This is a genomic window from Vibrio agarilyticus (assembly GCF_012641465.1).
Lineage (GTDB): Bacteria > Pseudomonadota > Gammaproteobacteria > Enterobacterales > Vibrionaceae > Vibrio > Vibrio agarilyticus.
The window spans coordinates 290,157-303,373 of sequence record NZ_JABAIK010000001.1; the positions used below are offsets into that span (position 1 = coordinate 290,157).

Genomic DNA, 13,217 nt, shown 5'->3' on the forward strand with positions numbered 1-13,217 from the left:
TTTGGGTGTAGATTCGATGGCGTATTGCCAATAAATGCGAGAAATCTCTCGCACAACAATGTCATTTCGGTAAATATTGAATTATCAAATTATCTCTAAACACGATACTCGATATGCAAAATTACCAATTGGTTCTCGCTTCAACCTCGCCCTTTCGTCAGCAGCTACTCGCCAAGCTAGGCTTACCCTTTGTGACAGCGACACCTGAGTGTGACGAGACGCCCTTTATCGGCGAAACACCTCGAGCGTTAGTGGCGCGTCTTGCCAAACAAAAAGCCGAATCGTGCCAAACCTCGAGCGACTCGCTCATTATTGGCAGCGATCAAGTCTGTGTCATCAATGGCAATATTGTTGGCAAGCCGCATACTCGCGACAACGCGATTCTTCAATTGCAAGCGCAAAGTGGTCAACGCATTACATTTTATACTGGGCTGGCTTTGCACAACACGCAAAATCAACACACAGACGTTGTGGTGGATGAATTTCACGTTCATTTTCGTGTCCTAACACAGACGCAGATTGAACACTATGTTGATAAAGAGCAACCTTTCTTTTGCGCGGGCAGCTTCAAAAGCGAAGGACTCGGCATCGCGCTGTTTGAGCGGCTCGAAGGCAAAGATCCAAACACCTTGGTCGGCCTGCCTCTTATCGAATTAGTCAGCATGTTAAAACGCGCTGGCATGCCAGTCTTATAATCACGCTATCAGCGATACTGGCAAACCCAAACGACTTGAAGATGCATATAGGCGGCAAACGCGCAAAGCCTCTGAGCAAAGCTTTTTAGCATAGATACACTATGCGATGAGGTTTGTGAGAGTCAGCAAGCTCCCCTGCCGCCTCAAGTTGGTCCGGCTAAGCCGATGCCAACGAACGCAACTGACTCAATACGCCTTCAAGCTTACTGTCCATCGGGGCGTGAATTTCCATCGCCTCTTCACTGGCAGGATGGACAAATTGAATGTTCGCCGCATGTAAAAACAGTCGATCCAACCCCGCCTTGCCCGTGTAAGCATCAAACCGTCGGTCGCCATAACGATCGTCCCAAGCAATAGGATGCCCAGTATACTGAGTGTGCACTCGAATTTGGTGAGTGCGTCCGGTAATCGGGCTTGCTTGAATTAGCGTCGCGTTTGGCAAGCGTTCAAGCACTTTAAATCGCGTTTCAGAGGGTTTTCCGGCTTGACTGACTCGCACAATACTGTTGGTTTCGTTTTTCAATAATGGCGCATTCACGACGCGGCACTGGTTTTTCCATTCCCCCATCACTAGGGCAAAATAGTATTTTTTGACCGTTTTTTCGCGGAACTGAGCTTGCAAGTGGCGCAGCGCGCTGCGTTTTTTAGCAACCAACAAAATGCCGGACGTATCACGGTCAATGCGATGGACTAACTCAAGAAAACGCGCTTGCGGACGTAACGCTCTCAGCGCTTCGATTGCGCCAAATTTGAGACCACTCCCGCCATGCACTGCTGTACCTGACGGCTTATTCAACACAAGTAAGTGCTCATCTTCATAAATAATGCGCTGTTCAAGCTCCGCCACTTTAGCCAGTTTTGTGCTAGGCGCAGTGTCTTGCTGTGGCTCCGTTAATGTAACCGGAGGAATTCGAATCACGTCGAGCGCTTGCAGCTTATATTCCGCCTTAATGCGCTTTTTGTTTACGCGAACTTCGCCCTTACGCAAAATGCGATAGATCATACTTTTTGGTATGTCTTTCAGGTGGTTGCGTAAAAAATTATCGATACGTTGACCGGCCATGTCGTCGTCAATTTCAACGAATTGGACTTGAGTTTTGATTTCGTTCATGACGCTATTCTAAACCCAAAACCGCTTAAGTTCACATGATTCTTTCTGGCAATTTTCTTGGGTAAATAATGCACTGAACAGGCATTGGAGCAAGAGCTTAATCGACCTAAAGAAACCAATTTATCCCAAATTGACTCATACGTGAGCAAGCTTCGATTTTTTTGCTAATTTACAGCAATTTAGATAACTCAAAATCATAAAAAAGAACATTTTTTCCACAGTTAATCACAAAGCTGATTGCTGATATTTCGAGTCACTGCTATAGTTCATGGCTGCTAAGGTAACTTCGGTCAAATATCAAACGACAATGACCAGTTATCCACAGCAATCGAGTAGATGGATGAGTTCGCATGCAGCAACTGGCGTAAGACATGGTGTAATCATACCGCTATCACCCTACTCATCGTTCACTCATGTTGAGCAATTACCGCCCTAATTGTGCGGGTCACAGGCGTACCTACGTTCAGCTTGTGATGCTGAAGCGCCCACGAGCATCCCTTCTCCAGCCGGGAGGCTGCAATTCGATAAGCCATGGGATCTGGCGCCATGAAGACGATTGTCAGTGATAGAAATAAAAGCATAAAGACAACGAGAATTATTTAAATGAAAAGAATGTTAATCAACGCAACTCAGAAAGAAGAGTTGCGTGTCGCTTTGGTCGATGGCCAGCGACTGTTCGATCTTGATATCGAAAGTCCAGGACACGAGTCAAAAAAAGCGAATATCTATAAAGGCCGAATTACTCGCATCGAACCTAGCCTTGAGGCTGCGTTTGTTGACTATGGTGCAGAGCGACACGGTTTCCTTCCTCTTAAAGAAATTGCCCGCGAATACTTTCCCGATGGATACAGCTATCAAGGTCGCCCAAGCATTAAAGAAGTGCTAAACGAAGGCCAAGAAGTTATTGTTCAAATCGAAAAAGAAGAACGTGGCAGCAAAGGCGCGGCGTTAACCACTTTTATTTCTCTTGCCGGTAGCTATTTGGTTCTGATGCCAAATAACCCTCGCGCAGGTGGCATCTCACGTCGTATCGAAGGCGATGAACGTACGCAACTAAAAGCAGCTCTAGACACCCTTGAGCTGCCAAAAGGTATGGGATTAATCGTTCGTACTGCTGGTGTTGGTAAAAGCGCCGAAGAGCTGGAATGGGATTTAAACGTTCTGCTCAACCATTGGGCAGCCATTAAAGATGCGTCAGATTCAAACCCAGCACCTTTCTTGATCCATCAAGAAAGTAACGTGATTGTTCGTGCCATCCGTGATTACCTGCGTCGTGATATTGGCGAAATCCTTATTGATAGCACCACCATTTTTGAACGCGCCAAAGAACACATTCAGCTGGTCCGCCCTGACTTCATCAATCGTGTTAAAAAATACGATGGCGAAGTTCCGCTATTTAGCCACTACCAAATTGAGAGTCAGATCGAATCAGCATTCCAACGCGAGGTGCGCTTACCATCCGGTGGCTCAATCGTTATCGACCCGACAGAAGCACTTACTTCTATCGATATTAACTCTGCTCGCGCGACCAAAGGCGGTGATATCGAAGAGACGGCACTCAATACCAACTTGGAAGCGGCCGATGAAATCGCCCGTCAATTGCGTCTTCGCGATCTCGGTGGTTTGGTTGTCATCGATTTCATAGATATGACACCAATTCGTCATCAGCGTGAAGTCGAAAATCGCCTACGTGAAGCGGTTCGCCTTGACCGCGCCCGGGTTCAAATTGGCCGTATCTCTCGTTTCGGCCTGTTAGAAATGTCTCGTCAACGCTTAAGCCCGTCACTTGCTGAAGCGAGCCACCATATCTGTCCACGTTGTACGGGTACTGGTGTGATCCGTGATAACGAGTCATTGGCTCTATCGGTATTGCGTTTGATCGAAGAAGAAGCGCTAAAAGACAACACCTCGCAAGTGCTGGCTGTGGTGCCTGTGCCTATCGCTTCGTACTTGCTGAACGAAAAACGTCGTTCCGTGAATCACATTGAACGCATTCAAGAAGTTAAAATCACCGTAGTGCCGAATTCCGATATGGAAACGCCACACTTTGAAGTGATTCGCGTTCGTGAAGGCGAAGAGTTTGATCTGCTTTCTTACTTGCTACCGAAGAAACTCGAAGCAATGAAAGAAGCGGAAGGCAAAGAGCCTACACCAGAAATCAAAGCGAAGAAGATTGAAGAGCCTGTTCTAAAAGGTTTTGCTCAGACGCCTCAATCAGCGCCTGCCCCTAAAGCAGCGGCGCCAGTAGAAGTAGCCAAAACCACACCTGCGCCTGCGCAAGCAGGGCTTTTTGGCCGTTTATTTAAAGCCATTGGCGACTTCCTATTTGGCTCAGGCGAGAAGGTAAAAGCCGATAGCAAAGAGCAGGCAGAGAAGCCGCAAGGTGACAAACGTCAAAGACGAGATCGTAATGACCGTCGCCGCAATAGTGGCAACAAAGAGGGTAACCGTGAGCGCGGTGATAACCGTCGTCGTCGCAAACCTCGCGATGAGCAGCAGCCTCAAGCCGAGCAAAACGATGCGGCTAAGCCAACTCGTCAGCCAAAACGCAAACCTCAAAACCGTGGCAAAGCGGGTGACAACGTAGAGAACGTTTCTCAAGCGAATGTCAAAGTTGCCGAAAAAGGGTTGCAACTGGCGGCAGATGCTCACGCTGATGTGAAACAAGACAAGCCTAAAGCGACCAAAACTGAGAAAGTGAAAGAGCGTCGTCAACGCCGTAAACTCAACAAATCAGTTCGCGTAAAAGAGCAGGTCACGGCAGAAGCTGTAGAAGAAAAAGCGCTTGAAGTTCAGACAACTGACACTGAACTCGTCGCAGAACGTCCGGTAACACCTCACGCTGCACCAAATGCTGAACCAGAAAAAGGCCAAAATGAGCCAAGTATCGAAAAAGCACAAGGTGAAGATTCAGACGCAAATGGCGAAACGAAACAGCGTCGCAATCGCCGCTCGCCTCGTCATCTACGCGCGAGCGGACAGCGTCGTCGCCGTGGTCGCGATCGTCGCCCTAACCCATTCCGTCTGCGTAAAGGTGGGGTTGCGTCACCTGAAATGGCAATGGGCAAAGTGATGCCACGCTACATTCCAAAACCGGTAGCGAAACAAGACAAACGCGAAGAAACTCAAGCTGTTGCGGTTGAAAATGTTACTGCAGTAGCTGCAGTTACAACGCAAGATATGGCCCCTGTGACCGTCGCGCTTGGTGGGGTGGCCTGCCCTGAAATGGCAATGGGTAAAGTCATCGTATCACGTGCGACTGCGCTCAATCCGAGTGTCACGTCTCAGCATGAAGCGACAGTCACTGACGAGCCATTGGTGATTGAGGCCGAAACGGCGAAGGTAAATGAGTCAGAGCAGCAAAAGCCTGTGATGGCTGACGTGATGGACACTGTCACATCGCAAGCGGCGGTTTCGACAGCGAATGTCGAACCTGTTCAAACTGATGCAGCCGCCACATTCACTGACGGCGACACTCGCGCAGATACCGACATTTCGGAGTCTAATCAACCTGCGCCTCTGGTGGCAGAAAGCGCGCCTGCAATAGAAGCGCCTACGTTTATTGCACCAGATGAAATTGCGTCAGACGAAGTTGCCGAAAAACCTGCGGAGTCTAAACCCGTCGCTGAGCGCATCAAACCTGTCGCAACCATCAATAAGCCACACGCTGGCTCTGCGATGACCAAAGCGCCTGGCAGCAATGATATGGGCGAAATTGTGATAAATGCAGCGCCACTGCGTGAGCACCGCTATGTTGGTCATGGCGCAGGTAGCCAATCAGCAACCAGTCAAGCCAGTAGCACAATGACTAAAGCGGTATCACAAGAGTAACATCAGCGCTGTGATAGCCTAAAGTCAAAAGCCGAGTGGTCCACCACTCGGCTTTTTTATGTCTACGAACCCAATGCAAACGGCTTGAAGCTGCAGTGCGTTTCGTTATACCCCTGCAACTTCAAGTAGGACGGGTATAAAAGTAATTCCAGCCTACTTACTTAGCGCTGTTACAAAACATCATCAGATGTTAGTAAACATCGACATACAACCTTGAAGTAAATCACATTTTCTTTTACTATACCGCAGCTTATCGCGAAGTGATTTCAAGATGAATGAGTCAGAACCTTGGAGTGACTTCGGTAGATCAACGACGTGCTGAACCCCCTTGTCACCGTTCTTTTCATACGCGGTACGTCGAATTCATTCACTCTCAGACGTAGCCCAAATTTATGTTCGAATTTCCCCAATTTTCTAAGCACTCGATTAAAAATGATGTGCTTTCCGGCTTAACCGTTGCCCTTGCCCTAGTGCCTGAAGCGGTCGCTTTTGCGTTTGTCGCAGGTGTCGATCCTATGGTCGGTCTCTATGCCGCATTTCTAGTCGGACTTGTCACCTCAATTTTTGGTGGCAGGCCCGGTATGATTTCTGGCGCCACGGGCGCGATGGCGGTAGTGATGGTATCGCTAGTGGCAGAGCATGGTATTCAGTATCTCTTTGCCGCTGTTATGCTGGCTGGTGTACTTCAAATTGCCGCGGGTCTATTTAAACTGGGCAAATTTATTCGCATCGTTCCACACCCTGTGATGATAGGTTTTGTGAACGGCCTTGCGATTGTCATTTTCCTCGCTCAACTGGGTCAATTTAAAGCCCCAAATATTGAAGGCGTATTTACTTGGTTACCGCAAAATCAGTTAATAATCATGTTTGCCTTAGTGCTATTAACCATGGCAATCATCTACTTTTTGCCAAAATTGACCACTGCGGTGCCATCTTCTTTGGTGGCGATTCTTGCCGTGACAGGCTTAGTCCATTTTATGGGGTTAGAAACTCGTACTGTGGTCGACTTTCTTCGAGCAATGTCCGGAAATGATGCCGCAACATTGGCAGGAACCCTTCCTAAATTCGCGCTGCCGCAGGTTCCTTTGACCCTTGAAACGTTAAACATCATTTTGCCATACGCCATTATTCTTGCGGCCATTGGGCTGATTGAGTCTCTACTTACGCTCACGGTATTGGATGAGATGACCAATACGCGTGGTCAATCCAATCGTGAATGCGTTGGTCAAGGCATGGCAAACGTCACCTGCTCCGTCTTCGGCGCGATGGGCGGCTGCGCTATGATTGGTCAATCTATGATCAACGTCAACTCGGGTGGACGCGGCCGTTTATCAGGTATTGTCGCCGCTGTGATGCTACTGATGTTTATCCTCTTTACTTCGTCGCTAATTGAAATGATCCCACTCGCTGCATTGGTCGGCGTTATGTTCATGGTGGTGATTGGTACCTTTGAATGGGCCACCTTCAAATTGGCGCGCCGAGTACCGAAAAAAGATTTCTTTGTCATTGTTCTTGTCACCGTGGTCACCGTACTAACCGATTTAGCCGTTGCGGTGGGTGTTGGCGTGGTGGTTTCTGCGTTAATGTTTGCGTGGGATCACGCAAAACACATTTACGCCGAAACTCACATTAACGACGAGGGCTCAAAAGAGTACAAAATACATGGACCTATCTTCTTTGGTTCCGCGGCCAATTTCCTTGATTTATTCAATGCAGCGACCGATCCTGAAGATATCATCGTCGATTTTGCCGACTCACGCGTCACGGATCATTCGGCAATCGAAGCCATCGAGACTTTAGCAGAACGCTACGCTAGCGCAGGAAAAGCACTGCATTTACGCCATCTCAGTCCAGATTGTCGTAAACTGCTCGATAAAGCAGGCAGTCTAATTGAAATCAATCTTAAAGAAGATCCTACGTATAAGGTCGCAACGGATGTACTGGCGGGCTAACCTGCCGCACACCTTTGAGCCTTTTCTATACCCAAACAACTTGGAGTTGCAGGTAGGCGGCAAACGAGCAAAGTCTCTGAGCATAGATAGACTATGTGATGAGGTTTGTGAGAGCCAGCCAACAACCCTGCAACTTCAAGTAGAACGGGTATATTTCGCTGCGTTGTTTGCTTTGCTCTCAACCCAGTGAGCGGGCTCGGAATCCAGCATGTTGAAGACACTTGGGTATATTGGTCGAATTAAGGAGGATTTATGTCTGAGTCACACCAAGATAAACAGCACAAAGCGCGCCAGCAAAAAGTAAAACAGCAAGTGGACGCACGAATCGCCAATGCCACGGAAGAGAAAGGGTTATTACTGGTGATCACAGGTAATGGCAAAGGCAAATCCACATCGGGATTTGGCACGGTAACCCGCGCCGTTGGGCACGGACAGCAATGTGGTGTCGCGCAGTTTATTAAAGGGACATGGGAAAACGGCGAGCGTAATGTATTAGAAAAGCTGGGCGTTGAATTTCATGTGATGGCAACTGGCTTTACTTGGGAGACACAAGATAAACAGGCTGACACTGAAGCTGCACAAGCGCTATGGCAGGAGTGTAAACGCATGTTAAGTGATGCCAGTCTTGATCTGGTGCTGTTTGATGAACTGACCTACATGGTCACCTTTGGTTATATTGAACTTGCTGAGGTGATTGATGCGCTCAATCATCGACCCGCGCACCAATCGGTCATCATCACAGGCCGCGGTGCCCACAGGCAATTGGTTGAATTAGCCGACACCGTTTCTGAGGTGCGCAACGTCAAACACGCCTTTGACGCTGGCATTAAAGCGCGCAAAGGCATTGATTGGTAATTCAGTCCTGAAAGTCACTGAGTCGTCAAACACACAGTGACTATCATGCGGTTCGCGATAAACGAGCCGCAACGACCAAGACCTAAAACAGTTTTTTCAGTAAGCCATCGACAGCGTTTTTCGTCTTCTCATCTTTGATTTTATCGGTCAGCTTTTCAAGCCCGCGATCAACTTCCTTTTTAGCTTTGGCTTTTAACACAGCATCAAACTCAATCGCGTACTTGGGCTTACTCCAAGGGCCACTGATTTTAAGTGGAATCGTGATGTCCTTTAATTCATCGATGCTCTGCCCACCTTGCCCCTCGAGTGAACCGACAATCGAAACTCGAAGTAGGAAATCCACTGTCTCATCCAAATAATTTGCCTCGCCTTGACCGGCAACGCGCAGCAATGGCGATTGGGCGGAAAAATCATCGGTAGACGCCACCCCTTGGTTGAGGACAATCGTTGTGCCCATTGCACTAAAGTCGGTCTGTTTTACCTCATTGTTATTGATCTTTTGCCCCTTGAAACGGGCGTAGCCATCACGAATAATTTGTGCAATGTTGATACCTTTTACCGCGCCGTCAGCCAGCGTCACATTGACCTGTCCTTGTAGCGACTCTTTCACAGAAATGGGGGTTAAACCCATCCCAGCGAGATCCAATGCCACGTTGCCTTTGCCCGCTAGTTTATCCATGTTAGCGACTGCCTTCAGTAAAGGCTCAATCTCAACATGATTCACCTGAGCGTTCGCGGTAAATGGCGCAGGAGTTTGGCGCGCATCAACGGTCGCGCGGGCGGAAATCGTACCTTGATATAGCTGAGCCGCAAGCGATTTCAACTCGATAAAACCTCGGTTAGCACTGATATTTAATGCCACATCAGACAGCTCTGCATTTGCGGCAATGAGCCGGTTGGTAGTGAGTTTCCCTTCGATGTCATAAGCGGCTAAAGCGCTCAAATCAGGTTGTGCAGATGACGCCATTTCACTGCTTTTCGCAGCCGTTTTTTCAGATGAGGAGACTGAACTGTTCTTATTAGCCGCACTCTCCTGACCACTGAGCGCGTCAAGGTTGACCTCTGGGCTGTGCAGTGCAAATCGCAGTTGGGTTACATCGGCTAAAGTCACAGTGGCATCGCCACTGAGCGCTAAGTCATTTGCTTTGAGCTGCTGCAACGCAAAAGTCAGTTGTTTTGCCAATACGTTGTAAGTTAACGCCGAGTTCATAGTTAGCGACATAGGGGACTGAGGCAATGCCTCCCCTTTGATATTAGCGGTTAGTGCCACGCTGGTCGCATCAAATTGCGACAGCGCTGAATCTACTTGAAATGTTGCGCGACCTTGGGCATCCAATGACGAAATCGCATCGCTCATGTTGGCGTTAAGTTGATATGTGAGCGTACTTTCACGCCCAAACGCGAACGCATCCAACATGAGTTTGAGCGAGTCTAGCTGCCAAGCCGCGTCACGGGCACTAAGGTCAAATTCGCTGTTACGCAGTTCAAAACGCAGTAAATCCGTGGCGATTTCAATCTCTGTTTTACCGGACATCGCAAATGTCATCTCATCAATCTCTCCCTTTAAAGAAAGGGTCAATGAACTCCAAGATCCCAGAGCAAATTGTGATAGCGCAAGATTCACATCACTTAGTGACATGTCACTGCCTGTCGCCTCATTACGTAACTCAAACTGGCCGCGACTCATCGTGATTCCGGCCAAAGAAAGTTGCCAAGGGCTTGACGTCGATGTGATGGTTTCGGATTGGTTGTTGGCTGGGGTTTCGACAGATTTTGTGGCAGAGGGAGATTGCGTTAAGGCATCGAGATTACTGCGGCCATCTTTCAATGTTTCAATGTTCACATTGGCGCCACTTAGTATTACATTCCCGATATCTAAATGCTGACGAAATAGCGGCATGACCGCAACATCCACCGCGACTTTATCCACTTCAAATAAATAGGGTTGGCTAAATCCGCTTGGATTACGCAGCGCCGTTCGGCCAATTTCAATTCCAATTGATGGAAAGAACTGCCAAGACAAATTACCGTCAATGACCAAGTCGAGACCCGTTGCTGCCTTGGTTTTTTCAACAATAAGAGGTTTAAATTGGTTTGGGTTAACCCATGTAGTTAACGCAATAACCGCCAATAACGCTGTGCCAAGCACAGCAACCAGTACCACCAGCAATTTTTTCATATGAGATTCTCAAAGCATCCATGACACAAAGGTGCAGCACACTGTACACCCAGATCACCTAGGTATAAAGATAGACAAAAAAAAGTGGCAACAAAGTGCCACTAATCTCATAAAAAATAAAGTGCGTCACAAAATCTCTTTTGCCGATATTGCTTGGCAGATTTCAAGACGATCCTTGCGTGAAATTACGAACGTAATAACTTGGCGATGTGCGCTTTTAATACATCAATCGCGATGCGATTCTTACCACCACGTGGCACGATGATATCGGCATACTGTTTTGATGGTTCAATAAACTGCATGAACATCGGACGCACGGTTTTCTGATACTGTTTCAGTACCGACTCCATGGTGCGACCACGCTCTTCAACATCCCGCTTTACACGGCGCAATAGACAAATGTCTAATGGGGTATCCATGAACACCGTGGCATGCATTAAGTCACGCAAACGTGGATCGGTAAGCAGTAAAATACCTTCCAAAATAATCACTTTCTTTGGTGTGAACGCAGTGGTTTCACTGGTACGGGTATGTTCTGAGTAACTGTACTCAGGAATATCGACCGCTTCACCACGCAACAACTTTTCAAGATGTTGGCATAATAGATCATGATCAAGCGCATTAGGGTGATCGTAATTGGTTTTCACTCGCTCATCCATGCTCAAGTGGCTTTGATCTTTGTAGTAACAATCTTCGGTAATCACCCCAATTTGATGGTCACCTACTTTGGCAAGTAGCTCATTGTAAATGGTGCTTGCAATAAGACTTTTACCTGATGCAGAAGCGCCAGCAATGCCGACAATGACACATTGATTATTCACAGACATTCGTTTTTACCCGATGATTAATGGTGGTGTGAGGGGATAACCGCTCAGATCTTTTGACTTCGCTGCTGATCTGAGTCTAAACCGCCTGATTATAGGGAGATCATTTATAAGATACTAGTCGGTTTTACCCTTCTAGAGAGAGGGATTTGCCTCTCTTGCACCGCTTTGCGACAAGCAAACGTTTTCGCTTCTTGCTCTCAAAAAAAACGCCAACCGAAGTTGACGTTTGATGCATATTGACTCAGCGGATCACATTACCCCAGAGGTCATACTCGTCGGCATGCTCAATCATAACATCGACTAAATCACCCGCCTTTACTGCGTGCTCGCCATTTAAGTACACCACACCGTCAATTTCAGGAGCGTCTGCGTAAGTACGGCCAATAGCCCCTTCGTCATCCACTTCATCAATCAAAACCGTCATTTTTGTGCCCACGCGCAGCTGTAATTTCGCCGCACTGATTTGCTGTTGTAATTGCATGAAGCGGTCGTAACGTTCTTGCTTGACTGATTCTGGGATCTGGTCGTCAATCTCATTTGCTGCCGCACCTTCAACGGGTGAGTATTTAAAGCAGCCAACACGATCAAGCTGCGCCTCTTGCAACCAATCAAGCAACATTTGAAAATCCTCTTCCGTTTCGCCTGGGAAGCCGACGATAAAGGTTGAGCGAATCACCAACTCAGGACACACCTCACGCCACTTTTTGATCTGCTCAAGCGTGCGCTCCGCACGACCAGGACGTTTCATCATTTTGAGAACGCGAGGGCTAGCGTGCTGAAAAGGAATATCAAGATATGGCAGTACTTTGCCTTGCGCCATCAATGGAATGATGTCATCAACATGTGGATACGGGTAGACATAGTGTAAACGAACCCAAATGCCCAGTTTACCCAACGCCTCGCTGAGCGCTTCAAGGTTATGACGTACAGGCATACCATTGGCAAATCCCAAGCTGTGTTTCGTATCGACACCATAGGCACTGGTATCTTGACTGATCACGAGCAGCTCTTTGACACCGGCGTTTTTCAAACGCTCTGCTTCACTTAAGACCTCACCAATTGGGCGACTCACGAGATCGCCGCGCATTGATGGAATGATGCAAAACGTACAGCGATGATTACAGCCTTCTGATATCTTGAGATAAGCGTAATGTTTGGGCGTCAATTTAACGCCATGATCAGGCACTAAACTGGTGAATGGATCATGCGTTGGCTTCGGGGCAAACTGGTGAACGTGATCAAGTACATTTTCATACGCATGTGGGCCTGTGATGCCAAGGACACCTGGATGCACTTCTAAAATTTCATCCTCGCGCGCGCCTAAGCAACCAGTGACAATCACTTTGCCATTCTCTTTCATCGCCTCACCGATGACATCCAGTGATTCTTGCACCGCACTATCGATGAAACCGCAGGTATTGACGATCACGACATCAGCGTCATGATAAGTGCTGACAATCTCATAACCCTCAGTGCGCAACTGAGTTAAAATGCGCTCAGAATCAACCAGGTTTTTCGGACAACCTAACGAGACAAAACCAATTTTGTTACTGCCGCTGCCTGTTGTCACGGCTGCCGCTTCACTCTGTTTATCAATGGTCTTTTTTGCTGTTTCTAACGTCGTGGTTTGATTCGGCGTAAAAATTTCAACAGTCATGCAGTGCGCTCACAGTGAATAAAATGATCTATCGAGTATTGCCTATCATCATAGACTCAAGCTTTGGGGCATCCCACGACATTAACGTGGCGCTCAGCAATACCCATATT

8 protein-coding genes are annotated in these 13,217 nt (G+C 47.8%); 4 read left to right on the forward strand and 4 right to left on the reverse strand.

Features of this window, described 5'->3' with window-relative positions:
* Window positions 1-113 precede the first annotated feature (113 nt).
* Window positions 114-695, forward strand: coding sequence for a Maf family protein (locus tag HGP28_RS01255; RefSeq protein ID WP_168834613.1), 582 nt, complete (start codon window positions 114-116; stop codon window positions 693-695).
* A gap of 157 nt (window positions 696-852) precedes the next feature.
* On the opposite strand, the gene rluC is transcribed toward HGP28_RS01255, so the two are convergent.
* Window positions 853-1,806 (reverse strand): 23S rRNA pseudouridine(955/2504/2580) synthase RluC, encoded by a 954-nt coding sequence (gene rluC, locus HGP28_RS01260; protein WP_168834614.1) that lies wholly within the window; start codon window positions 1,804-1,806, stop codon window positions 853-855.
* A gap of 603 nt (window positions 1,807-2,409) precedes the next feature.
* Between rluC and rne the strand changes: the two genes are divergently transcribed.
* The 3 genes from rne to cobO all read left to right on the forward strand — a co-directional run bounded on the left by rne (window position 2,410) and on the right by cobO (window position 8,444).
* On the forward strand, window positions 2,410-5,637 hold the full coding sequence (gene rne / locus HGP28_RS01265) for a ribonuclease E (protein ID WP_168834615.1): 3,228 nt from the start codon (window positions 2,410-2,412) through the stop codon (window positions 5,635-5,637).
* A 392-nt stretch (window positions 5,638-6,029) separates the two neighbouring features.
* Window positions 6,030-7,589: a SulP family inorganic anion transporter gene (locus HGP28_RS01270; protein ID WP_168834616.1), complete on the forward strand. Its 1,560-nt coding sequence runs from the start codon at window positions 6,030-6,032 to the stop codon at window positions 7,587-7,589.
* Between the two features lie 252 nt (window positions 7,590-7,841).
* On the forward strand, window positions 7,842-8,444 hold the full coding sequence (gene cobO / locus HGP28_RS01275; protein ID WP_168834617.1) for a cob(I)yrinic acid a,c-diamide adenosyltransferase: 603 nt from the start codon (window positions 7,842-7,844) through the stop codon (window positions 8,442-8,444).
* 82 nt (window positions 8,445-8,526) lie between these two features.
* Here cobO and HGP28_RS01280 read toward each other — a convergent pair whose 3' ends face one another.
* The 3 genes from HGP28_RS01280 to rimO all read right to left on the reverse strand — a co-directional run bounded on the left by HGP28_RS01280 (window position 8,527) and on the right by rimO (window position 13,107).
* Window positions 8,527-10,623, reverse strand: coding sequence for an AsmA family protein (locus tag HGP28_RS01280; protein WP_168834618.1), 2,097 nt, complete (start codon window positions 10,621-10,623; stop codon window positions 8,527-8,529).
* 185 nt (window positions 10,624-10,808) lie between these two features.
* Complete coding sequence (gene udk / locus HGP28_RS01285; protein WP_168834619.1) at window positions 10,809-11,450, reverse strand: uridine kinase; 642 nt, start codon at window positions 11,448-11,450, stop codon at window positions 10,809-10,811.
* Between the two features lie 241 nt (window positions 11,451-11,691).
* A complete protein-coding gene (gene rimO, locus HGP28_RS01290; RefSeq protein WP_168834620.1) occupies window positions 11,692-13,107 on the reverse strand; it encodes a 30S ribosomal protein S12 methylthiotransferase RimO in 1,416 nt (471 codons plus the stop codon).
* Window positions 13,108-13,217 lie beyond the last annotated feature (110 nt).